Raw genomic sequence first — 25,470 nt, forward strand, 5'->3', positions numbered from 1 at the left:
GGATCGGCGCCAGAGACCAACGAAACCACGAACCAATGAAAGGGGGTTAGTTCTTCAATTCGAGAAAGGGGTCAGTTCCTGGATTCGCTTGACAGGCTGCGCAGCGTACTGATGCACGGCCCGGCCGACGTCGCTGGCGCAGGCGTGGTCGTTGGCGACCTAGCACGTGAATCTCATCGGGGGGCAACGGCCTAACCCGCGAGAGCGGCATGGCACGCACCTACGGCTGAACAAGGTGGGGAGGAACCCAGATTGCCACCGCCGCGTTGTGCCTTCCTCAGCTTTCTCCTTGGTGGTGCTCATGAAAACCCTTTTTGGCATGCTGGCCGTGGCCATCGCCCTTTTGCTGGTCGCGGGCTGCGCGGCGCTTCTGCGCTCGCAGGAAGAGGCGACAGTCCCGATCGAGGAAGGCTACGGTCCCAATCCAAAATTGCCGCCGCCAAACCCAACCTGGCTGCCCACCGTCAACATCGCGGAGGCGAACCCATGGCCCGAGGGCACCAAACCCGTCGCGGCCAAAGGGTTGCAGGTCAACGAATTCGCCGGCGGGCTTTTCCATCCGCGCTGGCTGCATGTGCTGCCCAACGGCGACGTGCTGGTGGCCGAGAGCAACAAACCGCCCAAACCCGACAGTGGCTTCAGCCTGCGCGGCTGGGTCATGGGGCTCATCCAGAAGCAGGCCGGGGCCGAAGTGCCCAGCGCCAACCGTATCACGCTGCTGCGCGACAAGGATGGCGACGGGATCGCGGAAGTCCGCTCGGCATTCCTGCAGGATCTCAACTCTCCCTTCGGGATGACCCTGCTCGACGGCAAGCTCTACGTCGCCAACACCGATGCGATCGTGGCATTTCCCTACCAGGAAGGCTCGACGCAGATCACCGCGCCGGCCGAGAAAATCGTCGATCTGCCTGCCGGTCCGATCAACCATCACTGGACCAAGGACGTCATCGCATCCAAGTACGGAACCAAGCTCTATGCCACCGTCGGCTCGAACAGCAATGTCGGCGAGAATGGCATGGAGAACGAAGAGAACCGCGCGGCAGTGCTGGAGATTGACTTGCAAAGCCGCCGGACACGCCTCTTTGCCTCCGGCTTGCGAAACCCCAACGGACTTTCTTGGAACCCCGAAACCGGCGAGCTCTGGGTTGCCGTCAACGAGCGCGACGAAATCGGCAGCGATCTGGTGCCCGACTACATGACTTCAGTAAAGGATGGTGGCTTCTATGGATGGCCGTACAGTTACTTCGGCCAGCATGTCGACGAGCGCATCAAGCCGCCGAGGCCCGATCTGGTCGCCAAGGCGATTGTGCCCGACTATGCACTCGGGCCGCATACGGCCTCGCTGGGCTTGACCTTCAACGAGGCGGACCTGTTCGGGCCGGCCTACAGGAATGGTGCCTTTATCGGGCAGCACGGGTCGTGGAACCGCATGCCGCGCAGCGGCTACAAGGTGATCTTCGTGCCTTTCAGCAAGGGAAAGCCCTCAGGTCCGCCGCAGGACATCCTGACCGGTTTTCTCAGTTCCGACGACAAGGCGCTCGGGCGACCGGTCGGCGTGGCGATCGACCGCTCCGGCGCACTCCTTGTCGCCGATGATGTCGGCAACAAGGTGTGGCGCGTTGCACCAGCGAAGGCCAATTGACCGACGCTGAGAATCGCTGAGGCGAAACCTTCATGGAAGCGCCTGTAGCGGCCTGCCGTCAGAAGCCGCTGATCAGCTCGATCTTCGATCCGTCGGAGAAGCGACCGAAACGAAAATCCTTTGGGTCGACCGCCGGCGGCCTGCCGGTGACGATGTCGGCCATCAGCCGGCCAGCCGCCGGACCAATGCCGAAACCGTGGCCGGAAAAGCCGGTGGCGATGTAAAAACCCGGGATTGCGTCGACAGCCGAGATGACCGGAACCGCGTCTGGGGTCACGTCGATATAGCCGGCCCAGCGTTGGGCGATTTCGGCCTTTTCGAACACCGGGAACGCCGCCTTCAAGCCGGCGAATGCCCGGTCGGACATGTCGAGAGCCGGCTTCGGATCGAGCACTCGGCAAAATTCGAAGGGGCTCGCCTCGTCCATCTTCCAGTGCCTGGCCATTCTGGCCTCATCGAGAAACCGGCCGCCTATCCGCAACGACAGGGAGCGCCATTCCTTCCGCAGCGCCGGCAGGAAGTCCAGTGCGAAGCGGAAGGAACTCGGCACGATATCGACGATGTTTTCATGTCCGGAAGCCACCGTATAACCGCCGTCCTGCCGTTTGCGGATGGCAAAGTCCTGCGCCCAGACAGCCGATTCCGGCCCGCCCTCCAGCGGGGCTGTGCGCAGCACCGTGTTCTTGACCTTCAATTGCGGCAGCCGGATTTCATGGCGCCCGCTGAGCAGGCTGGACCACGCTCCGCCGGCCAGTACCGCCGCCTGGCAACCGATGCGGCCCCGCTCGGTAACGACGCCGCAAACCCTGCCCGCTTCTATGTCGAGGCCACGCACGGCACATTCGGTCAAAACGGCAGCGCCCCGGTCGCGCGCGCCTTCGGCAATAGCGGGCGCCGCCTTTTGCGGCTCGGCCCGACCATCTGTAGGGGTGTGGAGAGCACCCTTCAGCTTCATCCGGCCACCCGGCAGCAAGGCGTCCAGCGCCGAGCCGCTGACCATGTTCGCCTCGATCTGGTAGCCTTCCAGATTTCGGCCCCATCTTTCGTGCTGTTCGTATGATTTGTCGTCGGCACAGGTGAACAATATGCCGGCGCGATTATAGCCGGTGTCGCGGCCAAGCCGTTCGTCGAGCCCAGCCCATATCCGCAGAGCTTCCACCATCAGCGGCACCTCGCGCGGATCGCGCCGGGAGATGCGCACCCATCCCCAGTTGCGGCTCGACTGCTCCTGCCCGATGCCGCCCTTTTCACAAAGCGCCACCTTCTGGCCGCGCTCGGCGAGTTCCAGGGCCGTCGAAGCCCCGATTATTCCGCCGCCGATGACAACGACATCGACCTTGTCGGGCAAGGCTTCATCACCGTGGACGGGAACGACGCGGGGACCGGGCATCGGCGGGAAACCTCAAACTGGCAAAGCCAGCGTGAATAACCCGACGCTTGCCCTATTGGGAAGAGCCGACACGTTCCAGCGACGAGCCGGCTCCTCGGGACCAGCCCGCCCTTCCCTGGAAATGACTCAGGGCCTGACGGCCGTGACCTCGATCTCGACGAGGAAGCCCGGACTGGCAAGTCCGGCGACCTGCACGACGGAGCGGGACGGCAGATTGGGCTGCGCCTGCGTGCCGAAGAACTGCGTATAGCCTTCCATGAAGCCGGCGAAGTCCATCTCGCCGGCCTTGGCCGGATCGCCGACCAGGAAGACCTGCATCTTGATCACGTCGCCCATCTTGAGACCGAGTCCGTCCAGGGTCTTTTCGATGGACTTGAACACCGATTCGGTCTGGGTCTTGGTGTCGCCATAGGCAGCCAACGAGTTCTTTTCGGCGTTCTCGTCAACGACCGAGGGAACCGCGCCACTGACATAGACGGTGGTCTTGCCGGCCGGGACCTCTACGGCTTGGGCGATCGGGAAATCCGAATCCGGAATTTTGTGGCGCACGATCTCCTGCGCTGCCGCACCGCCTGCCCACAAGAATCCCATGGCCAGCATGGCGGCCCCGATCCGCAATCCGTTCATTTGTCTTCTCCTTCTTTGGTAATACGTGTGAACGCCGCAGCGTGGCACATGCGCTCGGATCGCGGCCACACCAAACTCCACTCTTGAGCCTATGCGCTAGCGGGCGCCGGCCACGTCCTCGGCCGACACGGCGTCCTTATAGTCGTTGCCGAAATGGGTCCGCACATAATTGACCACGGCCGCGACCTGTTCGTCGCTCATCATCTGGCCGACCGCCGGCATGCTCTTGAGACCGTGCAAGACCACGTAGACCGGGTAATCGCCGGATTCCAGATTGGTGTTCTTGGCCAGCGGCGGATATTTGCCGGCACCGACCGCGCCCTGGCCCTGATCCATGTGGCATGCCTGGCAGACATTGGCATAGAGCGCTTCGCCGGTCTCTTCGGAGAACATATCCGATTGGCTGAACGTGACGCCGGCCGAGTCGGCAAGCGCCCCGGGTGCGGCGAACCCGGCGAAAAGCATCGTGGCGGCACAAAGGGTGAGCGGATTGAATGATCGTGAGGTCATGATGGGATGCCTTCCGAAGTGAGTGGAACAAGGATTTGACGTCATGGCCGTCACCCGGCAAGAACGCGCTGGTGCAGCCGGGTGATCGCATCCAGGGACGACAGGATCGCCCCTTCCATCCAGGCCGGAATGTATGACGCGTGCTCGCCGGCCAGCACGATGCGCCCGTCGATCTGGCAGAGATTGTCGTAGTGTTCCTTGCGTTTCTCTTCCGTCCAGTCGCCGGCACAGCCAAGTGTGAAGGGCGAGCGGTGCCAAGCTACCGCTACGCCGTTTTCGAACTCGTCCTTGTATTGCGGATGGATTTGCGAGCCATATTCGACGGCGCGCTTGACGCGGTCTTCCGGCGCCAACGACGTGAATTCGTAGGAATTCGGCCCGTTCCAGGTGTAGCAACCAAGCAGCACGCCCTTGCCGGTGGTGTTGAAATCGGTGCTCGGATAGGAGATCTGCGTGATCGGCAGGTTGGTGTAGCTGACGCCGCCGAAGATCAAATCGTCCTCTTCCCAGAAACGGCGCTTGAACTGGAGCCCGACTTTGACCGACGAAGCGTAGGGCACGGCCTCGATCGCCGCCTGCATCGGGCCGCCGACATTGATCTCGATCTGACTGAGGATGGTCAGCGGAATGGTGCAGACACACCAGTCGGCACTCGCCTGCTGCATGGTGCCGGGCTTCTGCGTGTCCTCGTAGAAGGCGGTCACGCCCTTGTCGTCCTGTTCGATCTTGGTGACCTTGGCATTGTAGGTGATGAGGTCGCCGACCTCTTTGGCGAAGGCCTTGCCGATCATATCGATGCCGCCGACCGGCTCGAACATGGTCGTCTGAAACTCATAGAGCGCGTAGTTCGCCATATCGCCCCAGAGCTGCGATTTCAGTATGTCCGACAATCCGATCGGATCGCCCGGCACCGGGGCCGCGCCAAGGCCGCCGCCCGGATCCTTCTCGAAGCCCCGGAACTCGGCGGAAGTCATTCCCTTCACATAGGCATAATCCTTGTCGAGCGACCCCCAGGATTTGAGCGCCTCAAGCAGGATTTCCTGATCCTCCCTGGTGACCGCGTCCTCGAGCTTGCCCTTCTGAGTCACCTTGGCCAGCAGTTCCGAGACATGGCCCTGGAAGTCGGTCTTGATGTGACGGACACGCTGCGGCTTGCCACCGAAGGCATTGGTCGAATGAAGCAAGGCGTTGTGGTTGATCTGCTGGAAGGGCTCCAGCCTGACGCCAAGGCGCTTGCAATAGGCCAGCAGGCCGTTGTGGTGGTAAGGAATGCGCCAGGGGCCGGGATTGATATAGAGGCCTTCGTCGAACTCGCATTTCTGGGTGGCGCCACCCAGTTCGGTATAGGTATCGCCGCCGCGCAGCGTCCAGTTACGCCGCCGGCCCGGTTGTTGTATTCCAGAATCTGCACCTTGTAGCCGGCCTGGCGCAGTTCGAGTGCTGCCGTCATGCCGGCGAGCCCAGCGCCAAGGATCAGTACCGAGGCGCCCTTCGGGTCGCCTTCGAGCTTGACCGGACCCTTATAGCCGGACTCCTCCGCCAGCCCGAGGCTGGTCATGGCCTGGTACATCATCGAACTGCCGGCAGTGAGGCCGATCAGTGAGAGCAGGTTGCGCCTGCTGATGCCGGTCAATCTGTTGAATTGTTCCATCTTTCATCCCTCCGACAGCGGTCCGAAGCCGCCAGGCCACAGCAAAGGAAAGCTTCGGCATGCCCCGGAACCCCGGATCGAACTATGCGCGTTGTCTGTCACATCCTGGTGACATTGTGAGCCGATCGGTGGTTCAGGGCTGGTCTCGCTTTCCTCGGTTGCTTGAACCCTTGAGCCGCCGCAATCGTTCCATGTTGGATAGCTGCGCCGAGCCGTGAGGCCCTATTCGATTGCCTTGCTGAAGGCATCGGTGAATGTCACCCCGCCTTTGTCGCCCGCCTCGCCCAGCATGACATCCATGCGCGCGCCGGTGACACGAACGACGGCAAGACCGCCCATGTAGGCAGCCTTGGGCTTGAACATGTCCAGACCTTCCCGCCGATAGATCATCGGTGTCTCGTGCTGGTGGCCGTGGAAAATGCCGATCACATTGTAGCCTTTGAGGGCTGCAAGCAGCGCGGCGCGCTCGGCATCGCTCCACCAGTGTACCGAGCCTGTGCCTTCATCGTCGAAACTGTGTTTTTCCGGGTCCCAGCTTTCGGTCGAGAACGGGTCCCAGCCATAGTGCTGGAACAGGATGACGGGCCGGCCGTCGGCGGCATAGGTCTTCAAATCGTCCTTGAGCCAGGGCAGGCTGTCACTGGCTCCTTTGGTGGTGTCGCCGGCAAAGCGATGCGCCTGGACGAGGTGCAGCCCGCCCCAATCCCAGGAATAGGCGTCGGACGCCACATCATAGTTCGTGGCTGGCACCGGCGCCTTGAAAAACGCCGATTGGCGATGATTGAGTTCCACATAGTCGCGCAGTTCGCGCCGATACCAGTCGACATGCGGCGGCAACCCGTCCTGATCGAGGTCATGGTTGCCGAGTCCGGTATAGACGGGGAAATGCACCCGGTCCGGACCGACGCCCTGCTGATAGCGTTGGCTGAACTGGCGCAATTGCGCTCCCTCTCCGGGCTTCGCCACCTGACCGCCGCCATCGTCGGTCATGTCGCCGCCAATGATAACGCCGCGCGGTTCGGCGATGCGGTCACCGGCGCTGGCCAGGCCGGTCGCCGCATTGCCGATTTTGGCCGGCCAGCGATGGTTGGAAATGTCGTTGATGGCCGCGATATGGCGTAGAAGATTAGCGTCCGTCTTGCCCTCCTGCGCGCAGTTCGGGCTCAAGCCTTCGGCCATCCGGCAGGCATGGACGTCGCTGATGAACAGGAACGTCGCGTCGATCGAGGCTGTTCGAGACTGGGCGAAGCTCAAACGCGGGAAAGCTGGCACCGTACCAAGGCCGAGCAGCCCTGCCAGTACACAGCGCCGTGAGACAGGCCGCGGGAAGCGTTCATTGCTCATCGCGAGCTGATCTTAGCCTAGCCGATGGGGGAATCCAGTGCGCGGAAGAGGCGAGACACGATCGGTCCCGCCCAGCCCGTTCAGCGCGGCGATCGCTCGCCGCCAGGGATCGCTGTCATCGACGGGGCGCTACCAGCGCGAATGTCGCGCATTGCGGGTCCTTGCCTTGCACGATCCAGGCGCCGCCCGGCACCTCCATCGGACCAAGCAGGATCTGGCCGCCCTTGTCGGTGACCCGCTGGACCGCCGCGTCAATCGCCTCGACGTTGAAATAGAACAGCCAGCCAGGCGAAGGCAGTTCCACGGGCTTGTCCATCATGCCGCCGATCGGATCGCCGCCGGCTGCAAACAGTTGATAGGTGCCCATCGGCCCCATATCGAGCGCGTCGCCCTTGGTCCAGCCGAACTGTCCGGAATAGAATTCGAAGGCATTCTTCCAGTCCGATGCATAAAGTTCATGCCAGCCGACATGGCCGAGCGTCATTGGCGGCACCGGCGTATCGTCGCCGCCGGATGGCTGGAAAAGCATGAACACCGCACCTTGCGGATCGGCTACCACCGAAAAGCTGCCGATATTCGGTATGTCGGCGGGCTCGCGATGGACCGCGCCACCGGCTTGCCTCACCCCATCCGTTGCGGCCTGGATATCGTCGGCTTGAATATATCCGACCCAGGCGGGACCGGCACCCATGTTGAGCGCCTCCTCGGGGACCGGCATCAGTCCGACGACCATTTTTTCGCCGGCGCTCATGACGGTATAGCGCATTTCGGCCTGGTCCATAGCCTGCCCGCGCCAGCCGACGACAGTGCCATAAAAGTCCTCTGCCGCATCGACATCGGTGGTCATCAATTCATACCAGACGAAGGCTTTTGGTGAGCTAGGCATTCTCATGCTCCTTGCAGCAGGTTGATGTCTGACGCCCCCGCCCGACGCGTTCAGGCCGGCTTGGAGCCCTGATGGGCGTTGCGAGGCTCCTCAATGACGATCGTGACCATCGTTAGATCGCCTGCATGACGCGCCCTGATCTTGGACATGCGGCATTACTCCCCGCTATCCAGCAGAACTTCGAAGCCGCCATAGATGAGGCGCTTGCCGTCGAAGGGCATGTCGTCCTCCATTTGCATCCTCTTGTCCTGCATCAGCTTCTTGTTGCCTTCGTCGCGCACTGATTTCGACGGCCACACGATCCAGGAGAAGACGACGTTTTCCGTGGCTTCAGCTTTGACGGCCCCCTTGAAATCAGTGACCTTGCCGTCGGGCAGATCGTCGCCCCAGCATTCAACGATGCGCTCGGCGCCGTATTCCTTGAAGATCGGCGCCGCCTTGGCGGCAATCTTCCGATAGGCCTCCTTCTTTCCAGCGGGTACGGGAATGACAAACCCATCTACGTAGCTCATGATAGACCTCCCTTGATTGCGGAGCGAGTCCCAAGCGGAGGGAAAGCGCTCCATGCTGACAAACTCAGGCAGCCGCGGTTTCGCTCCCGGTGCCGGCCGCCGCTTCGGCGTCCATCCACATCACCTCCCAGATATGGCCGTCCGGGTCCTCGAAGCTGCGGCCATACATGAAGCCGGAGTCCTGCTTGGCGCTCGGATCGGCCCGGCCGCCGGCAGCGCCAGCCTTCTCCACCACATCGTCGACTTCCTGCCGGCTGTCGGCGGAAATGCAGATCAATACCTCGCTCGTGGTGCGGGCGTCGGCGATCTGCTTGGGCGTGAACTGGCGGAACTTGTCGTGCGTCAGCAGCATCGCATGGATGGTTTCAGAAAGGACGATGCAAGATGCGGTATCGTCGCAGAACTGTTCGTTCTTCACTCCGCCGACGCTCTCATAGAAAGCGGTGGCGCGGGCCAGATCGGCGACGGGTAGATTCACGAAGATCAGCTTGGACATCAGGCTCTCCCTTACAATGAGATTTGACCTTGATATACGCCTATGTTAGAAAAGGCAACCATGAAGTTAGAAAAAATAACTCAACCGTCAAACCCCCCGCCTCGCCGCAGCTATAATGACGCATGCGGCATGGCTCATGCGCTCGATCTGATCGGCGAGCGCTGGGCAATGCTGGTGATGCGGGAGCTGATGCTCGGCCCCAAGCGGTTCGGCGATCTTCGCGCCGACCTTCCCGGCATCAGCGCCAATGTGCTGACCCAGCGGCTGGAGGGGCTAGAGGCGGCGGGCCTGCTGACCCGCAGGAAACTGCCACCGCCTGCCTCCATACAGGTCTATGAACTCACCCCTTGGGGCTATGAGAGCGAACCGATCTTCCAGGCGCTGGGACGGTGGGCGGCCCGGTCGCCAGCGCATGATCCGCGCCTGCCGCTGAGTTCGGTCTCGCTGATATTGTCGTTTCGCACGATGTTCGACCCAAGCCGCGCCGCAGGCTTTGCCGCGCGAATTGGCCTGCGTCTTGGCGAGGAAACCTTCCAGATCACGATTGGCGAAGGGCGCATCGAGGCCAGTCGCGACGCCATCGAGGGCGCGGATGTTGTCTTCACCGGAACGGCGCCGGCGATTGCCGCCGCGGTTTACGGCGGTCAACCCCTCGATGCGCTGGAAACCCAGGGCATGCTGTCCATCGCGGGCGAGCGGTCGGTGGCCGAGCGGTTCGTGACGCTGTTTCCGCTGCCAGCAAAGGTCGAACTGGCGGAGTGACGCCTGATCGCGCCAACTGTTGCCTCGATCTACGGCGATGTCTCGTAGACGAGGCAGTTGCCGAGCATCTTCACCTCAGCGCCGATAATGGACGGCAGTTCGGAGATCGGCGCAGGCTTGCACCCGGCCCGAACGGCGGCAGCCAATTCCGCCAACGCGCGCCTGATACGATCCTCGCCGGTCGCTCCAAAGAGCTCGGACGCGGCCTCCTTGCCCGCTTTCTCGAGCGTCCAATGGACCGACAGCACCCGGTAGGCCAGCCTCTCGGTAGCGACGACGGCAGGCCACATCCGCTCGGCGCTCACGCGGTGCCTCGAGGCCGCGCCGACGCTCGCGTCATAGGCCTGCAGCAGCGCGATGGTGCGTTGTTGCAGGTCGCGGTGCGCCCGCTGCGCTGAAGGCGTCGCACTCGTGCCTTGTGCCAGATGTCCGACCATCGCCGCGGTGGCGTCGAGCGTCGCCGCGATCTCCTGGGGAATGCGGACCGCCGCCGCCTGCGGCGTCGTCAGCAGGAAGACCGCCAAGCCGACAACGCAGCCGATCGTGGTGTCGACGCCGCGCACCCAAAGCAGATGGCCGATATCGGCCACCGCATGGCCGCCGGCGGCGATGGTCAGCGCCGCCGCCGTTATGAACACGACCGCCAAGGCATAGTTGCGCATGACGGTCATCTCGATGACGAACTGCAGCGCCATCAGCGTCGCCACCAGCCAAAGGCCCTGCGGATGCGCCGCAAGAACCGCCCCGGCCAGAATAAGGCCGACCCAGGTGCCGCTCATTCGTTCGACGCCTCGCTGGAGCGTATGCGCCCAGCTCAGCCCCTGGTAGAGCACCAGAACGGCGGTGGCGATGGTCCAGTATGCGCGCTCGAAGCCGAGGGCCACGCCGATCATGCCGGCCAGGAGCGCCGCAATGCCCACCCGCGCCGCGGTCAGCATCGCAGGCGACCAAGGCCGAAGAGCCTGCCGCAGCGATCGCGCCGCGCCCGGATGCCCGAGCGGGATGTGGCCGGGATCGGTGTGCTCCCTGCCGCCAGGAGGATTGTTCGCCTGATCGGCAAGCCGGCGCGCAATCGCGGCGGCGGACGCCGGCATCATTCGCCCCTGAACCACGGCGTTCACCGCGTCCGCGAAGAGCACGTTCAACTCGCGGCTCAGTGCGCGCAGCCGGCTCAATGCGCCGTTTGGCCGGGGCCGCGCCGGCTGATGGCTGATCAGCGTCGTCCATGCCTCGTACATCGCCATGGCGGCCGAGTGCCGCGCCGCATCCTGCTGCGGCTTGCCGACCGCTTCGATGAAGCGTGCCACCGCCTGCCCCGCAGCCGCGACCGCCGCCTTTTCGGGCCCGCGCGGCCAGAACAGGGCGCCGGCCATATGCATCACCCATGCAAAGGCGCCACCGGCCAGCACCAGCAGACCGGCATGAATCGGGCTGAGATGCGCGGCCGGCAAACCGGTGCCGACCGCGCAGGCGAGCGCGAACATATAGGCGCCGGGTGGTGGAACTCGCAGCGCGCTGCACAGGAACGTGGCCACTACGGCGATCAGCGCCACAGTGGAAACGACCAGCCAAGGATCCGACGCCGCCCAAACGCCAAGACCGACCGAGACCGCGAAGGAAACGGCAACGACCGCCAGATGGATGGCGCGGTTGAGGTAGGGCCGATCGCCGCCATAAAGCGCCGTGAAGGCGCCGATAGTCGACATCAGCCCGGCAGGAATGTCTCCCGCTGCCCATCCGATCAGCACCGGAACGCCCATGCAGACCGCCGCCCGTGCTGCGTGCGGCCAGCGCCGTTTGGCATCGCGCAGCTTGAACATGGCGCTTATGGCGAAGGCGGCTCGCGGCGGCGCGGGCGGGAGCGGGGTCGGTGATAGAACGGGCGGCCGATTCATGTCCGCATCTTCCCACGACGGTGAATGCAACGCTATCCACCGTCATCATTGCATGATGCGTGGCAAGTCATAGGCGTTGCCGATGCACGCTCCACATGGCGGACTGAAGTTCGACGATCGAGCACAACCTGAAATGTTGCTTCACTTTTTTAGCAGCATGCCGGGAGCGCTCTTGTCAGCGTTTCGGGGTGCGATAAATTTCGAGTTGGGGCTTGGGTGAACCACCTGCCGATTAGGAGGCGACCATGAAGCACCAAACCTACGACGAACTCCAGGCCGTCGCAGAGGTTCACAGCGAGCCGACGCGCGCGCCAATGACAAGGAGCCAGCGGCTTGAACGCTGGGCGGAACTCCTTGAGATGAACCCCGAACGTTGCTTGGGCGCTCTCCCCGGCACCGAGCATCAGCCCTCCACGATACGCCAGACGATGCGTAGCGCTGGTTCGCCGATCACGGTTGCGTTCGAGGATCCGCTTCTGCGCGCCGAAGGGCTCGAAGGCGACACCTATGGCGACGCCAAGCGCTTCTTCGAAATCACCGATTGGCAGCTTCACGATATCGTGTGCCACTGCCATGTCGGCGCGACCATGCCGGCCTCCAGGGCGGCGCGGCGCGTGCGCGCGGCAATCGGCGGAAGGTTCAACATCCTTGCGCGACTGCGGGAAGCGTTTTTCCTGTAGCAGCGCGAAATATATCGGCCGGCGTCGCGCGAGAGGTCTCGCCCAACGCCGCCGGCATTTTTGAACTGCCTGGCCAGGGACGGCCAGGCGGCATTGTATTCTGGCCTGCCCGCGCGGCTATTTTCGTTTCAACGCATCTGCCAATACTGCTCCAAAGGAGCCGGTCTGAGCGGAAGGCGCATCGCGCCGCTGCCTTGGCGATGGCGACCGCGAGCCCTTGCCGTGGCTGGCTTCGCGCGCATTCGGGGCTCCGCTCCGTGCGCCGTCATCGGCTTGCTTGCGCATGGTGAGACCGATGCGCTTTCGGCCGACATCGACCTCGACCACGCGCACCTTCACCACGTCGCCGGCCTTCACCACCTCATGCGGGTCCTTCACGAAGCGGTCGGCAAGCTGCGAGACGTGGACCAGCCCGTCCTGATGGACGCCGATATCGACGAAAGCGCCGAAGGCGGCGACATTGGTCACCGTGCCTTCCAGCATCATGCCCGGCTTCAGGTCCTTGATATCGTCGACACCCTCGGCAAAAGAGGCGGTCTTGAAGCTCGGCCGGGGGTCGCGTCCCGGCTTTTCCAGTTCGGCGATGATGTCGCGCACCGTCGGCAGGCCGAACCGCTTGTCGACAAAGGCGCGGGGGTCGAGTGCCTTCAGCGCCGCGCTGTCACCCATCAGGCTTCGCACGTCGCGCCCGCAAGCGGCCACGATCTTCTTGGCCACGCCATAAGCCTCCGGGTGGACCGCCGAGGCGTCGAGCGGCTCGCCACCGTCGCGGATGCGCAGAAAGCCGGCGCATTGCTCGAAAGTACGCTGTCCCAGACGGGGCACTGTCATCAGGTCGCGGCGGCTGGCGAAGGGGCCATTGACGTTTCGGTGTGTGACGATCGCCTCGGCCAGCGACGCGCCGAGACCGGACACGCGCGACAACAGCGGGGCGGACGCCGTGTTGAGATCGACGCCGACCGCGTTCACCGCATCCTCGACCACCGCCTCCAGCGAGCGGCCGAGCCGGTATTGATCCACATCGTGCTGATATTGACCGACGCCGATCGACTTCGGCTCGATCTTGACCAGTTCGGCCAACGGGTCCTGCAGCCGGCGCGCGATGGAAACCGCTCCGCGCAACGACACGTCTAGGTCGGGAAACTCGGCGGCACCCGTGGCCGACGCGGAATAGATCGAAGCACCGGCCTCCGAAACGATGACCTTGGTCGGCTTGGGCGTCGGCAAGTCGCCAAGCATGTCGGCCACCAGCTTTTCGGTTTCGCGGCTGCCTGTACCGTTGCCGATGGCGATCAGATCGATGCCGTGCTTGCGGATGAGCGCTGCAAGCTCGGCCTGCGTGCCGCGAACATCGTTGCGCGGCGGAAAGGGATAGACGGTCGTCGTATCAAGAAGCTTGCCGGTGCCGTCCACCACTGCGACCTTGACCCCTGTGCGGATGCCAGGATCAAGCCCCATCGTCGGCCGCGAGCCAGCCGGCGCGGCAAGCAGAAGGTCCTTGAGGTTACGGGCAAAGACACGGATCGCCTCCTCCTCGGCACGCTCGCGCAACTCGCCCATCAGGTCGAGCGACAGCGACAGCTTGAGCTTGACGCGCCAGGTCCAGCCGGCAACCTCCATCAGCCACAGATCGCCGGGCGCCTTGCTTGCAATGTCGATCGAAGCGGCAACCATGCGCTCCACCGGCTTGACCGGGCTCGTGTCGTCCGCATCGATCTCGATTTCGAGCGACAGCACGTCCTCATTGCGGCCGCGCAGCATTGCCAGCGCCCTATGGCTCGGAACGCCCGACCAGCGCTCGAAATGGTCGAAATAGTCGGAAAACTTCGCGCCCGCCTCCTGCTTGCCGTCGATGACGCGGGCGCGCAGGAATGCGTTCTCCTTCAGATAGGAACGCAGGCGGCCGAGCAGATCGGCATTCTCGGCGATGCCCTCGGCGATAATGTCCCGCGCGCCCTCGAGCGCCGCCTTCACGTCGGGCACTTCCTCCGTCACGAAGCCTGCCGCCAGTTCGGCCGGTACCTGCGTCCGGTCCGCGAGTATCGCTTCGGCGAGCGGGCCCAGCCCGCGCTCGCGAGCGATCTCGGCGCGGGTGCGACGCTTCGGCTTATAGGGCAGATAGATGTCTTCGAGATCGGCCTTGGTGACGGCAGCGGCGATCTTCGCCTCCAGATCGTCCGTCAGCTTGCCCTGGCTGCGGATCGATTCCAGGATCGTGTCACGGCGCGCGTCGAGCTCGCGCAGATAGACCAAGCGTTCTGACAGGGTTCGCAATTGCGTGTCGTCGAGCCCGCCGGTGACCTCCTTGCGGTAGCGCGCCACAAAGGGCACGCTTGCGCCTTCGTCGAGCAGGGAAATCGCGGCGCCGACCTGCTCAAGCCTTGCATTGATCTCGGCGGCGATGAGCGATGCGATGCGTTTGTTGTCGGCGGCCATGGCAATCCGTGAGCTGTTGAACGGGCGTCGGACCATAGTCGCTCGCAGCCGCGACGCCAATGCGGCTTGCGGATAGCGCAATTCAGGTCCACAGGAAACCCGGCATCTCTAGTCGTCATAACGAGTTAGGAGCACGATTTGGTGGGTGATCGTTATCTTGTCCTGGCTGGCGGACTTTGCGGAGCAGCCGGTGTTGCGCTTTCGGCGGCTGCCGCGCATCGCGGCGGCGGCAATCTCGCGACCGCTGCGTCCTTCCTGCTCGTTCATGCACCGGCCTTTCTGGCGCTCGCGCAGCTTGAAGCCGGACGGCTCGTCAGGATCGGCGCCTTCGCCCTCCTCATCGGCCTTGTACTTTTTGCCGGCGATCTCCTGTTCCGCGAGTTCCTCGGCACAAGGCTGTTCCCGATGGCAGCGCCTTCGGGCGGAACGCTGATGATTGTCGGCTGGCTGATCGTCGCAGCTTCGGCCTTTCGGCGACGATGATTAGCCGGCGTAACGGGCTTCGTGATCCAGCAACCAGCGTTTGCGCGCAACGCCGCCACTGTAGCCGGTAAGATTGCCATCCGCGCCGATCAATCTATGGCAGGGAATGACGATGCAGAACGGATTTGCCCCATTCGCATGGCCGACGGCTCGCGCCGATCGAGGCCTGTGGAGCCTCCCTGCAAGCTGAGCGTAGGTGACGGGGCGGCCCGGATCTATCGCCCGCAGGGCATTCCACACGGTTTCCTGAAACGCCGTACCATTCGACCTCAGAGGAATATCGAGGAGCGCGCCGAGGTCGCCTTCGAAATAGGCTTCGAAGCTCGCCTTGACGGATTCAGGCGCCTCACCCGCGGCGAAGTTACGGTTGAACCCAAGCCTACGGTCGAGCAGGCGCCGAAGACGCACCTCGCAATCGGCGAAATCCGCCGCGCGCAGAATACCATCACCATCGATCGCCAGCAGCATGTCGCCGAGCGGGGTCGTTACCCGGCCTATCCGCAAGGAAATCGCCTGGCCGCTACTTCGCATCGTGGAAAATGATGCCGAGCGTATGGCGCTGCCCGGAACGGACGCGGCTGACCCCATGGCGCAGATTGACGCGGTAGCTTCCCCGCGCGCCCTGTACCGGCCGGTTGTGGACGGCGAAGGCCACCGCGTCGCCCTGCCCAAGCGGCACCACCTCGGCGCGGCTCTGCATGCGCGGGCGCTGCTCGGTAAGCACGAACTCGCCGCCGGTGAAATCCTCGCCCGGCTTTGACAGCAGGATTGCGACCTGCAACGGAAACGCCAGCTCGCCATAAAGGTCCTGGTGCAGGCAGTTGAAATCGCCCGGCACGTATTGCAGCAGAAGCGGCGTCGGGCGGAGCTGCCCCGCATCATGGCAGAGCTTCAGGAAGTCGGCATGATTATGCGGGTAGCGCCCATCGATGCCCATCCTCTCGTTCCACTGATTGGCTATCGGCGCAAGGCGCGCATAGAGCGCCGTGCGCAACCCGGCAATCAGATCGGGAAGCGGATATCTGAAATAGCGATACTCGCCCTTGCCGAAGCCGTGGCGTGCCATGTGGATATGGCTGCGAAAATGCTGCTCATCCGCATAGAGCGCAGCGATCTCCCCGCACTCTTGTGGTGTCAGCAGTTTTTCGATGACGGCGCAGCCGTAGGAGTCCAGCTCGCCCGCAAGCGCCGGCCAGTCATAGCCGTCGACGCGCTGCCCGGCTGCGGCTGCCGGCACGATTTTTGCCCGCGCATTCATGCCTTCGCCTCCTTCTCCAGCAAGGCGCGCTTGCGCTCAACGCCCCAGCGATAACCGGATAGCGCGCCGTCATTGCGCACCACACGGTGGCATGGAATGGCGACCGCGATGCTGTTGGCCGCGCAGGCCTGGGCCACCGCCCGCACCGCTTTGGGCGCGCCGATGCGTCGAGCAACATCGGCATAGCTTGCCGTCTCGCCGGCAGGTATGTCGCGCAGAGCTTGCCAGACGCGCTGCTGGAAGGCCGTTCCACGCACGTCGAGCGGCAGGTCGAAGCCGATTGCCGGTGCCTCGACGAAACCGACCACTTTGGCAACCAGCGCTTCGAAGTCGGCATCGCCGCCGATCAGATCGGCTTTCGGGAACCGGTCCTGGAAATCGCGGACGAGCTTGTCCGGGTCATCACCGAGTTGAATGGCGCAAACGCCCTTGTCGCTCCTGGCCACGAGAATGGAGCCCAGAGAACATTCGCCGACGGCGAACCTGATTTCGGCTTCCGTACCGCCATCGCGGAACGCGGTCGGGGTCATGCCCAACACCTCGTTGGAGGTTGCGTAAAATCGGCTGCCGGAGCTGAACCCGGCATCGTAGATCGCCTCGGTCACGCTGCCTTTTCCCTCGGCAAGTTCCTTGCGCACGCGCTTGGTCCGATGCGCCAGCCCGTAAGCCTTCGGCGTCAGTCCCGTCAGCGCCTTGAACAGACGGTGGAAATAGGATGGGCTCATGCCGACTGCGGCGGCCAGCGCCTCAAGCGTCGGCAGTTCCTCGGCCTCTTCGATCCTGCGACAGGCCGCAGCGATCACGCGGGCGTGCTCATCGCTCAACCGCGCATCGTTCGGCCGGCATCGCTGGCAGGGCCTGAAGCCGGCAGCTTCCGCAGCCGCGCAGCTCTCGTGAAAGACGACGTTCTGGGGCTTGGCCCGACGCGACGGGCAGGAGGGACGACAATAGACGCCGGTCGTCCTCACGGCGTAGACAAATCGGCCGTCGAAGGCCGGATCGCGATCGATGACGGCCTGCCAGCGCGGGTCCTGCTCGGTCCGCGTCAGCGGCTTGGCGGTCGGCTGCTTTTCCATGACAAGGTTCATTTTTCCTGTCCTTCGGATTGATCTTGTCACGTTACATAGCGGCCCGGCCAGTGCCAGACACTCCGCTCCTTGCTTTCAAATTCCAGGAGGCGTTTGCGATAGGCTAAGCCGGATTGTCACTGCCATTCATCAGAATTGCCGCGCTGAAGCGGTATGGCCGGCTTGCTAAGCTCGCTGCTCAAGCTGCTGTAGCAGGAGGTTCGAATGCTGCGTTCGGCAATTCTGATTGGACTGGCGGTCGCTGCCAGCACCGCCTTCGCCGCAGACGAAGTGTCGGTCGAAGAGGGGCTGCGCATCGCCATTATCGGCGGTTGCCATGACTGCCACACTGACGGCTTTGCGGCTAGCGAGGGAAAGATCGACCCTGAAAAGGCGCTCAGAGGCAATCCTGTCGGCTTCCAGGGACCGTGGGGCACCACCTACCCGCCCAATCTTCGCATCACGCTGTCGAAAATGGACGAAGACGAGTTCGTTTCCTACAGCCGCGAACTCAAGACAAGACCGCCTATGCCGTGGTTCGGCGTGCGCGCATTGACCGACAATGAGCTGCGGTCCTTTTTCCGATATGTGAAGTCGCTGGGAGAACCTGGGGAACCGGCGCCGGACTATGTGAAACCCGGCGACGCGCCAAAATCGCCTTACATCGTTTTCGTACCGCCGCAGATGCCGGAGAAATAGGACCGGCACCCGCCAGCGGCCGCGGCGTCGTGCCGGCTCAGGCGGCCTTCGGCTTGCGACCCCGCTTGGCAGGCGCCTTCGCCTGTTCCGGTTCGGCACGCGGCTTGCGGCCGAGGCCCATCTGCTTGGCTAGCACCGATCTGCTGGCGGCATAGGCTGGCGCCACCATCGGATAGTCAGCCGGAAGTCCCCACTTGGCGCGATACTCCTCGGGCGTAAGATTGTGGTGTGTTGCCAGGTGCCGTTTCAGTGATTTGAATTTCTTTCCGTCTTCAAGGCAGACGATGTAGTTTTCCGAAACGGATTTCTTGACCGGAACGGCAGGTTTGAGGGGCTCGGCGTCCTGCTGCTTGTGGTCGCCTGAAATGTTGGCAAGCGCCACGTGAACCTGGCTTATCAATGCTGCAAGATCGGCAGCGGGAACCGGGTTTTTCGAGACATAGGCCGAAACAATATCGGCGGTCAGCTCGATATGGGTGTCGACATCCAAAACTTTGGGGGTGCTTGCAGCGTCAGGCATTTCTCTCTCCGTAATATTGGTCCGCCGAGCGTGACCTATGGGAGATTCATCGTCGAAGCAATATAAGACCTCCATCAGTCTTTGGAAAGTTGCGATTTAAAGCGAAAATATCGATATCCGGTAACGCAGGGCGACGTCCGTCGGCAGCGGACTCACGCTTCGGGGCGTTTGCGCCTGGAGTGCCAATCAAAATCGATCGAGCCTTCCTCGGCCTTGTGGAAGAACTGCGAGCAGACCAGCCAGCCTTTGAGCGGGCGAAGCAGCGCCACGCAACTCAGCACCGTAAGCGGCAAGGTGGTGAGCAGATGAGCCCAAAGCGGCGGATCGAATGTCACCTGCAGCCACCCGCCGAAGGCCAGCGCCGGAACCGCCGCGATCGTCATGGCGAAAAACGCCGGGCCATCGGCCGGATCGGCGAAGGAATAGTCCAGGCCGCAGATTTCGCAACGCGGGGCAAGCTTCAGATAGCCAGAAAACAGATGCCCTGTCTGGCAGCGCGGGCAGCGCCCCTTGATGCCGGTCATCATCGGGTCGCTGGTGGGGGTGTAGCCTTCCGATGAATATTGGATCTCTGGCAAAATCGCCTCCTCTTTTCGGCCCGATCGGCCGCCGACATTCCAATCATGCTCCATACATATGCAAACGGCCACTTGAGTTCAATAGGTTGCCGGCATATAATTCGCATACACTCCAGTCAATATCTGGAAAGAGATGGATTGTATGCACGCGCGCATCCGGAACGATCTTATCGGAGAATTAGGGTCGCCCGACCTCACCTCAAGTGGAGTGAGAACGCCTTGCGGCTTCCTGACGCGCCGGTAAGACTTCCGGAGAACCCGGCGATAGGATTACGGTCTGGACAGCCCGAGGGAAAGGGCGGCACCATGCAACGTCATGAACGCCCCGGATGGACGGCACAACCAGCAATCGTGGCGACAGCGATTGTGCATGCAGGAGAGGTCCATTTATGTTCGGCCTGACCGCGCTTGAACTGGCCCGCATTCAGTTCGGTTTCACTATTTCCTTCCACATCGTCTTTCCCGCCATCACCATCGGACTTGCAAGCTATCTCGCGGTGCTGGAAGGGCTTTGGCTGTGGAAGCGCGACGGGGTCTACCGCGACCTCTATCATTTCTGGTCGAAAATCTTCGCGGTCAACTTCGCCATGGGCGTGGTTTCCGGACTAGTCATGGCTTACCAGTTCGGCACCAACTGGAGTTACTTCTCGGCCTTCGCCGGCAGCATCACCGGCCCGCTGCTTGCCTATGAAGTGCTCACCGCCTTCTTCCTGGAGGCCGGTTTTCTCGGGGTCATGCTCTTCGGCTGGAACAAGGTCGGGCCGGGGCTGCATTTCTTTTCCACCATCATGGTGGCGCTCGGCACATTGATATCCGCAACCTGGATTCTCGCGTCGAACAGCTGGATGCAGACGCCACAAGGCTTTGAGATCATCAACGGCATCGTGGTGCCGGTGAACTGGTTCGAAGTCATCTTCAATCCTTCGTTTCCCTACCGCCTGGCGCATATGACTGTCGCCGCATTCCTCGCCACCGCGCTCTTCGTGGGCGCATCGGGGGCATGGCATCTTCTGCGCGGCAACGACACAAAGCGCGTGCGCACCATGCTTTCGATGGCGATGTGGATGCTGCTGGCCGTCGCACCGCTGCAAATTCTCATCGGCGACCTGCACGGCCTCAACACGCTGAAGCATCAGCCGGCAAAGATCGCGGCCCTTGAGGGCCATTGGGAAAACAAGCCGGGGGAAGCCGTTCCGCTCACCCTGTTCGGCTGGCCCGACATGCAGGCCGAGACGACACATTACGCACTGAAGGTTCCCCATCTCGGCAGCCTGATCCTGACCCATGACTGGAACGGCCAGTTTCCAGGTCTGAAAGAGTTTGCGCCCGAAGACAGGCCGAACTCCACGGTGGTGTTCTGGAGCTTCCGCATCATGGTCGGGCTCGGCCTGCTGATGCTTCTGCTCGGCGTCTGGAGCGCATGGCTGCGCTGGCGCGGCACCCTCTACCAATCGACGGCTTTTCTGCGCTTCGCCACGTGGATGGGGCCGTCCGGGCTGATCGCGCTTCTCGCCGGCTGGTTCACCACCGAAATCGGACGCCAGCCCTGGATCGTCTATGGCGTCATGCGCACCGAGGATGCCGTTTCCAACCATTCGGCACTGACTATGGGCGTCACGCTGCTGCTTTTCGTGATCGTCTATTTCAGCGTGTTCGGCGTCGGCACCGGCTATATGCTGAAGCTGGTCGGCAAAGGACCTGAAGAGGCCGATGAGCTTGCCGAAAAGGACGACAGGCAGTCCCGCAGGCCCGCGCGTCCCCTTTCGGCCGCGCCCGACCTTGTCGGCACGAACTCGCAAATCAATGGCCGCAAGGGAGGCTGAGGCAATGGGCATCGATCTTCCGGTCGTCTGGGCCGTCATCATTGCCTTCGGCCTGATGATGTATGTCATCATGGACGGGTTCGATCTCGGCATCGGCATCCTGTTTCCCTTCGTGCGCGACCGCTCCGATCGCGACGTCATGGTCAATACCGTGGCCCCGGTCTGGGACGGAAACGAGACCTGGCTGGTGCTTGGCGGAGCGGCGCTGCTGGCGGCTTTTCCGCTCGCCTACTCGGTCATACTCACCGCTCTCTACCTGCCCCTTGCATTGATGCTTTTGGGGCTGATCTGGCGCGGGGTGGCATTTGAGTTCCGGTTCAAGGCCGACGAGCACCACAAGCCGTTCTGGGACATGGCCTTCACCGGCGGCTCCTATGTCGCAACCTTCTTCCAGGGCGTGTCGCTCGGTGCCTTCCTGAACGGATTTGCAATCGAGAACGGCGCCTATGCCGGTGGCGCCCTAGACTGGATTACGCCATTCAGCCTGTTCACCGGGCTTGGCCTCTTGGTCTCTTATGCGCTGCTCGGCAGCACCTGGCTGATCATCAAGACGGAAGGCGCGTTGCAACGCCGGATGGTGGCGCTGGCGCGGCCTGCGACGATCACGTTGCTCGTGGTGATCGGCATCGTCAGCCTGTGGACACCGCTTGAGCATCCTGCAATCGCCGAACGCTGGTTTACCTTGCCCAACATTCTCTTCTTTGCGCCCGTGCCGATCCTCGTTCTGGTCACCACCTGGGGAATTCTGACGACGCTCAAGCAGGAGGCGCAGTCCGCACCCTTCCTGCTCGCCCTGTTCCTGCTGTTTCTCGGCTATAGCGGGCTTGGCATCAGCCTGTGGCCGAATATCATCCCGCCCGACATTTCCATTCGGGAAGCCGCCGCGCCGCCGCAAAGCATGGGATTCACGCTGGTCGGCGCGCTGTTCATCATCCCGGTCATCCTCGCTTATACGGCATGGTCTTATTACGTGTTCCGCGGCAAGGTGAAGGCTGGCGAGGGCTATCACTGATGGCGGCCGCCCCACGCGAAACTCCGAGCTGGCCGCGCCGGATCGGCTGGCTCGTGCTGATCTGGACCGTCAGCGTGGTCGCACTGGGCGCAGTCGCGCTGCTCTTCCGCATCCTCATGAATATGGTCGGGCTGACGGCCTGACTTTCCACAAACGGATCGACCTATGTACACCGCCCTCCGCCAGGCGCTCGAGCCGCGCGACTTTCACGACCGCATCTACAAGGGCGATGTCCTGCGCCTGCTCGGGCTCGAGCCGATGCGCGAACTTGTCGACTTCACCCGCGCATTCCTGGAAGACGCCTTCGCGCCTTTCGCGCCGGTCGAGATCCACAAGCACCTGTCTCACGAGCAACAGACGGTGAGCTTTGCCGAGCGGCAGCGCGATTTCGCGCGATCACCCGAGGTGAGGCACCTGTGGCGGGCCGTCTTCGAGCATGCCGGCCTCGCCGCCGAGGGGCTGGCGCGCGACAGTCTTTACCTGCGTTTCCAACCGCACCAGCCCGCCGGAGCCGCGGTGCCACGCGCCCGCACCACCGCTACCATCGCCTTCCACCGCGACACCTGGGGCTCCAATCTCTATGCCCAGACCAATTGGTGGGCGCCGATCTATGACATCACCGAGGGACGCACTTTTGCGATCTATCCGTCGCTGTGGGATCGTCCGGTGGCCAATACCAGCGCCGATTTCGATCTGGCCGTCATTCTGGAGCGGTCGAAGGCCGGAGGTCGCAATGCGGTCGACGCCGACGCGGCGATACCGCATCTGACCGAAAGGCTGGAGGTCTTCGACGCAACCCCCGTGGTGATCGCGCCCGGCGAAATCATCGCCTTTTCCAGCGCTCATGCACATGCCGGCGTGCCGAACTCGACCGGACTGACCCGCATTTCGCTCGAAACGCGCACGCTGTGGATCGATGACGTGCGGACCGGACGCGGCGCCCCCAACCTCGACGGCTACGCGCCGTGGATGTCGCCTGGAATGTTTCGCAGGGTAAGCGACGAAACCCCCTTGAACGAACTCCTCGGCATGAGCCGCGTCGAGCACTTCAATGGACCATGGCCTGCCGGCCGCGCCTCAGTCAGTTGAGGCTGGACACACTACACCACCATCGAAGACATGGTGGGCTGCTGCGCAAGCAAGTCGGCGACTGTCCGCAGGCTGGCGGCGAGCGACGCCTGGTCCGGCGTCGCACCGAGCCCGAGCCGAACCGCCTCCGGCGCCGGCCCGAAAACAGAGAAGGCATCGCTGGTGACGACGCCTATCCCGACCGAGCGCAAGCGCGCCGAAAAGTCGTTGCGATTCCAGTGCTTCGGAAGTTTCAGCCATGCATGGAAGCCTTCCGCGTCGGACTGCACGAGATCTGCCGGCAGGATCTTCGCGACGATCCTCTGCCGCTGCCTGGCCTCAGCGCGGATTGCGGCAAGCACGGATTGGGCGACGCCGTCTTCGATCCACTTGGTTGCGACCGCCGTGGCAAGCGGGGAAGCCATGCCGGCAGTCGCGCGGACCGCGCCTGCCAGATGCGCGACGGCACGCCCCTGCGGAACAACGACATAGGCAACACGCAGGGCGGGCGCGACGCACTTCGCCAGACCGGCGACGTGGTAGACGATATCGGGGCCTAATGCCGCCAACGGCGGCACCGGATCGGCCGGCAAGGCGCCATAGGCATCGTCTTCAATGATCGTAACGTCATATTGGCGAGCGACCGAGACGATGCGCTGACGCCTGTCATGAGAGAGCGTGGCGGTGGTCGGATTGTTCAGCGTGGGATTGCAGTAGAGCGCCTTCGGCGCATGTTCGCGGCAAGCCGCTTCGAACGCTTCGGGAATGAGACCCTCCGCATCCATTTCGATGCCTGCGACGCGAATGCGCAGATGCTCGGCCACGGCGAGGAAACCCGGATAGGCGAGCGCCTCGGCGCAAACCGTTTCGCCCGGGCCGGCCAACGAACCGAGAAGGGCAAGCAGCGCCCCTTGTGCGCCGGGGCAGACAAGCAGTTGGCTAGGGCTGATCTCGCCGAGACGCGGCGCCAGCCACACCGCACCGGCAGCCCTGTCCCGCGCAGCGCCCCCGGCTTCCTGGTAGCGCATCAGCAGATCAAGCCCCTCGCCGGCCTGAAGGTCGGCGATGCCGTCCCACATCCGCGCGGCCAGTTCCGGATCATCGAAACGCGGCGGCAGGTTCATGCTCATGTCGACGAGCCCGGTGGCTGTCGGCGTGTTCGCAGGACGCCGTGCACGAACATAGGTGCCCTGCCCGACGCGACCTTCGACCAGCCCGCGCCTGCGCGCTTCGGCGTAGGCACGGCTGACGGTGGTGAAGTCTATGCCGAGGTGATCGGCAAGCGCCCGCTGCGGGGGCAGGCGGGATCCGGCGGGCAGCTTGCCCGATGTGATATCGGTCGTGAGCGCGTCGGCGATCGCCAGGTAGAGCGGCCCCGCCGTCCTTGAAATCGAAGGTGACCAAATCGTTGCAGTCATTTTGCCATTTTCGCGTCTAAAAAACCCATATATATGTACAATGTATGCTCCTTATTGCAAGCCGGCTCCACACCATACAATCTTTATTGTCGTTGCCGAACTTGACGGTTCTGCGTTAGTTTCGGCGATGCTCGATCAAAATAAATCCGACGATGTTCTCGGTCTGCTCATGCAAGTTGGCGCGGCGCATCTGCTGGATGCGTCGACAGCCGCCATTTATTTGACCGACGATCGAGGCCGGATCACCTATTACAACGAAGCCGCCGCGGCATTGTGGGGCCACCGCCCCATTCTCGGCACCAGCGAATGGTGCGGCTCCTGGAAGCTGCGCTACCCTGATGGCCGGCCGATGCCACATGACGAATGCCCGATGGCAATCGCAATCAAGGAGAACCGCGCGCTGCAGGGCGAAGCGATGGCCGAACGCCCCGACGGTACGCTCATCCCGTTCCTGGCATTCCCTTCGCCCGTACGCGACCGCTCCGGCGTAATGATCGGCGCAATCAACATCCTGACTGATATCACGGAGCACAGGAAGGCCGAGGAGGCAACCTATCGCCTGGCTGCGATCGTGGAATCGTCCGACGACGCCATCGTCAGCAAGACACTTTGCGGCGTGGTCACCAGCTGGAACCTGGGGGCGCAGCGCTTGTTCGGCTATTCCGCCGAAGAAGCGATCGGCAAGCACATCAGTTTCCTCATTCCCGCGGACC

General features: G+C 63.0%; 26 protein-coding genes and 1 pseudogene. 10 read left to right on the forward strand and 17 right to left on the reverse strand.

Annotation, left to right across the window (positions count from 1 at the left end; all coding sequences use genetic code 11):
• Positions 1–301 precede the first annotated feature (301 nt).
• Positions 302–1,642 carry a PQQ-dependent sugar dehydrogenase gene (locus ACLKMW_RS24780; RefSeq protein WP_415727192.1) on the forward strand — a complete coding sequence of 447 codons (1,341 nt, stop codon included), beginning with the start codon at positions 302–304 and terminating at the stop codon, positions 1,640–1,642.
• Positions 1,643–1,700: 58 nt separating this feature from the next.
• On the opposite strand, the gene ACLKMW_RS24785 is transcribed toward ACLKMW_RS24780, so the two are convergent.
• The 9 genes and pseudogenes from ACLKMW_RS24785 to ACLKMW_RS24825 form a co-directional block, all read right to left on the reverse strand.
• Entirely contained in the window at positions 1,701–3,032 is a 1,332-nt protein-coding gene (locus tag ACLKMW_RS24785) for an NAD(P)/FAD-dependent oxidoreductase (protein WP_415727193.1), read from the reverse strand.
• 126 nt (positions 3,033–3,158) lie between these two features.
• Entirely contained in the window at positions 3,159–3,659 is a 501-nt protein-coding gene (locus tag ACLKMW_RS24790; protein ID WP_415727194.1) for a RidA family protein, read from the reverse strand.
• A 96-nt stretch (positions 3,660–3,755) separates the two neighbouring features.
• A complete protein-coding gene (locus ACLKMW_RS24795; protein ID WP_415727195.1) occupies positions 3,756–4,169 on the reverse strand; it encodes a c-type cytochrome in 414 nt (137 codons plus the stop codon).
• 50 nt (positions 4,170–4,219) lie between these two features.
• Positions 4,220–5,566 carry a flavin monoamine oxidase family protein gene (locus ACLKMW_RS24800; RefSeq protein ID WP_415727216.1) on the reverse strand — a complete coding sequence of 449 codons (1,347 nt, stop codon included), beginning with the start codon at positions 5,564–5,566 and terminating at the stop codon, positions 4,220–4,222.
• Positions 5,539–5,820: pseudogene (locus ACLKMW_RS24805) on the reverse strand (NAD(P)-binding protein); the annotation flags it as partial. The pseudogene ACLKMW_RS24805 and the gene ACLKMW_RS24800, both read right to left, overlap by 28 nt.
• Before the next feature lie 222 nt (positions 5,821–6,042).
• Entirely contained in the window at positions 6,043–7,164 is a 1,122-nt protein-coding gene (locus ACLKMW_RS24810; protein WP_415727196.1) for a metallophosphoesterase, read from the reverse strand.
• Between the two features lie 115 nt (positions 7,165–7,279).
• Positions 7,280–8,050 (reverse strand): VOC family protein, encoded by a 771-nt coding sequence (locus ACLKMW_RS24815; protein ID WP_415727197.1) that lies wholly within the window; start codon positions 8,048–8,050, stop codon positions 7,280–7,282.
• A gap of 155 nt (positions 8,051–8,205) precedes the next feature.
• Positions 8,206–8,562, reverse strand: a complete 357-nt coding sequence (locus ACLKMW_RS24820) for a DUF1428 domain-containing protein (protein ID WP_415727198.1) — start codon at positions 8,560–8,562, stop codon at positions 8,206–8,208.
• Between the two features lie 64 nt (positions 8,563–8,626).
• Positions 8,627–9,058, reverse strand: a complete 432-nt coding sequence (locus tag ACLKMW_RS24825; RefSeq protein ID WP_415727199.1) for a VOC family protein — start codon at positions 9,056–9,058, stop codon at positions 8,627–8,629.
• Positions 9,059–9,118: 60 nt separating this feature from the next.
• Here ACLKMW_RS24825 and ACLKMW_RS24830 point away from each other — a divergent pair, with 60 nt between their 5' ends.
• Positions 9,119–9,820, forward strand: a complete 702-nt coding sequence (locus tag ACLKMW_RS24830; RefSeq protein WP_415727200.1) for a winged helix-turn-helix transcriptional regulator — start codon at positions 9,119–9,121, stop codon at positions 9,818–9,820.
• 29 nt (positions 9,821–9,849) lie between these two features.
• Here ACLKMW_RS24830 and ACLKMW_RS24835 read toward each other — a convergent pair whose 3' ends face one another.
• A complete protein-coding gene (locus ACLKMW_RS24835; RefSeq protein WP_415727201.1) occupies positions 9,850–11,715 on the reverse strand; it encodes an FUSC family protein in 1,866 nt (621 codons plus the stop codon).
• A 245-nt stretch (positions 11,716–11,960) separates the two neighbouring features.
• On the opposite strand from ACLKMW_RS24835, the gene ACLKMW_RS24840 reads away from it, so the two are divergent.
• Positions 11,961–12,395, forward strand: a complete 435-nt coding sequence (locus ACLKMW_RS24840) for a hypothetical protein (protein WP_415727202.1) — start codon at positions 11,961–11,963, stop codon at positions 12,393–12,395.
• A gap of 117 nt (positions 12,396–12,512) precedes the next feature.
• Here the strand turns inward: ACLKMW_RS24840 and ACLKMW_RS24845 are convergent, their stop codons facing one another.
• Positions 12,513–14,831: a Tex family protein gene (locus tag ACLKMW_RS24845; protein ID WP_415727203.1), complete on the reverse strand. Its 2,319-nt coding sequence runs from the start codon at positions 14,829–14,831 to the stop codon at positions 12,513–12,515.
• A gap of 141 nt (positions 14,832–14,972) precedes the next feature.
• Here ACLKMW_RS24845 and ACLKMW_RS24850 point away from each other — a divergent pair, with 141 nt between their 5' ends.
• A complete protein-coding gene (locus tag ACLKMW_RS24850) occupies positions 14,973–15,314 on the forward strand; it encodes a DUF423 domain-containing protein (protein WP_415727204.1) in 342 nt (113 codons plus the stop codon).
• Here the strand turns inward: ACLKMW_RS24850 and ACLKMW_RS24855 are convergent, their stop codons facing one another.
• Genes ACLKMW_RS24855 through ada form a run of 3 tightly spaced genes read right to left on the reverse strand, consistent with a single transcriptional unit; the run spans position 15,315 to position 17,660 of the window.
• A complete protein-coding gene (locus tag ACLKMW_RS24855) occupies positions 15,315–15,818 on the reverse strand; it encodes a methylated-DNA--[protein]-cysteine S-methyltransferase (RefSeq protein WP_415727205.1) in 504 nt (167 codons plus the stop codon).
• A 16-nt stretch (positions 15,819–15,834) separates the two neighbouring features.
• Complete coding sequence (locus tag ACLKMW_RS24860) at positions 15,835–16,572, reverse strand: 2OG-Fe(II) oxygenase (RefSeq protein ID WP_415727206.1); 738 nt, start codon at positions 16,570–16,572, stop codon at positions 15,835–15,837.
• Complete coding sequence (gene ada / locus ACLKMW_RS24865; protein ID WP_415727207.1) at positions 16,569–17,660, reverse strand: bifunctional DNA-binding transcriptional regulator/O6-methylguanine-DNA methyltransferase Ada; 1,092 nt, start codon at positions 17,658–17,660, stop codon at positions 16,569–16,571. The genes ACLKMW_RS24860 and ada overlap by 4 nt, the downstream gene beginning before the upstream one ends.
• 204 nt (positions 17,661–17,864) lie before the next feature.
• Between ada and ACLKMW_RS24870 the strand changes: the two genes are divergently transcribed.
• The gene (locus ACLKMW_RS24870; RefSeq protein ID WP_415727208.1) at positions 17,865–18,338 is read left to right on the forward strand and encodes a hypothetical protein; all 474 of its coding nucleotides are present in this window, start codon (positions 17,865–17,867) and stop codon (positions 18,336–18,338) included.
• A gap of 37 nt (positions 18,339–18,375) precedes the next feature.
• Here the strand turns inward: ACLKMW_RS24870 and ACLKMW_RS24875 are convergent, their stop codons facing one another.
• Both ACLKMW_RS24875 and ACLKMW_RS24880 read right to left on the reverse strand, forming a co-directional pair.
• Complete coding sequence (locus ACLKMW_RS24875) at positions 18,376–18,858, reverse strand: Ros/MucR family transcriptional regulator (protein WP_415727209.1); 483 nt, start codon at positions 18,856–18,858, stop codon at positions 18,376–18,378.
• 152 nt (positions 18,859–19,010) lie between these two features.
• Entirely contained in the window at positions 19,011–19,385 is a 375-nt protein-coding gene (locus tag ACLKMW_RS24880; protein ID WP_415727217.1) for a DUF983 domain-containing protein, read from the reverse strand.
• A gap of 440 nt (positions 19,386–19,825) precedes the next feature.
• Here ACLKMW_RS24880 and ACLKMW_RS24885 point away from each other — a divergent pair, with 440 nt between their 5' ends.
• Genes ACLKMW_RS24885 through ACLKMW_RS24900 form a run of 4 tightly spaced genes read left to right on the forward strand, consistent with a single transcriptional unit; the run spans position 19,826 to position 23,360 of the window.
• Positions 19,826–21,259: a cytochrome ubiquinol oxidase subunit I gene (locus ACLKMW_RS24885; RefSeq protein WP_415727210.1), complete on the forward strand. Its 1,434-nt coding sequence runs from the start codon at positions 19,826–19,828 to the stop codon at positions 21,257–21,259.
• Positions 21,260–21,263: 4 nt separating this feature from the next.
• Positions 21,264–22,271, forward strand: a complete 1,008-nt coding sequence (gene cydB / locus ACLKMW_RS24890; RefSeq protein WP_415727211.1) for a cytochrome d ubiquinol oxidase subunit II — start codon at positions 21,264–21,266, stop codon at positions 22,269–22,271.
• Complete coding sequence (locus ACLKMW_RS24895) at positions 22,271–22,414, forward strand: DUF2474 domain-containing protein (RefSeq protein WP_415727212.1); 144 nt, start codon at positions 22,271–22,273, stop codon at positions 22,412–22,414. The genes cydB and ACLKMW_RS24895 overlap by 1 nt, the downstream gene beginning before the upstream one ends.
• A gap of 22 nt (positions 22,415–22,436) precedes the next feature.
• Positions 22,437–23,360, forward strand: a complete 924-nt coding sequence (locus tag ACLKMW_RS24900) for a hypothetical protein (RefSeq protein WP_415727213.1) — start codon at positions 22,437–22,439, stop codon at positions 23,358–23,360.
• Between the two features lie 11 nt (positions 23,361–23,371).
• On the opposite strand, the gene ACLKMW_RS24905 is transcribed toward ACLKMW_RS24900, so the two are convergent.
• The gene (locus ACLKMW_RS24905) at positions 23,372–24,757 is read right to left on the reverse strand and encodes an aminotransferase-like domain-containing protein (protein WP_415727214.1); all 1,386 of its coding nucleotides are present in this window, start codon (positions 24,755–24,757) and stop codon (positions 23,372–23,374) included.
• A gap of 127 nt (positions 24,758–24,884) precedes the next feature.
• Between ACLKMW_RS24905 and ACLKMW_RS24910 the strand changes: the two genes are divergently transcribed.
• Positions 24,885–25,470: PAS domain-containing protein (locus ACLKMW_RS24910; RefSeq protein WP_415727215.1), on the forward strand; the 586-nt coding region annotated here is incomplete at its 3' end.

Source organism: Borborobacter xinjiangensis, assembly GCF_047739745.1.
Classification (GTDB): Bacteria; Pseudomonadota; Alphaproteobacteria; order Rhizobiales; family Rhizobiaceae; genus Pseudaminobacter.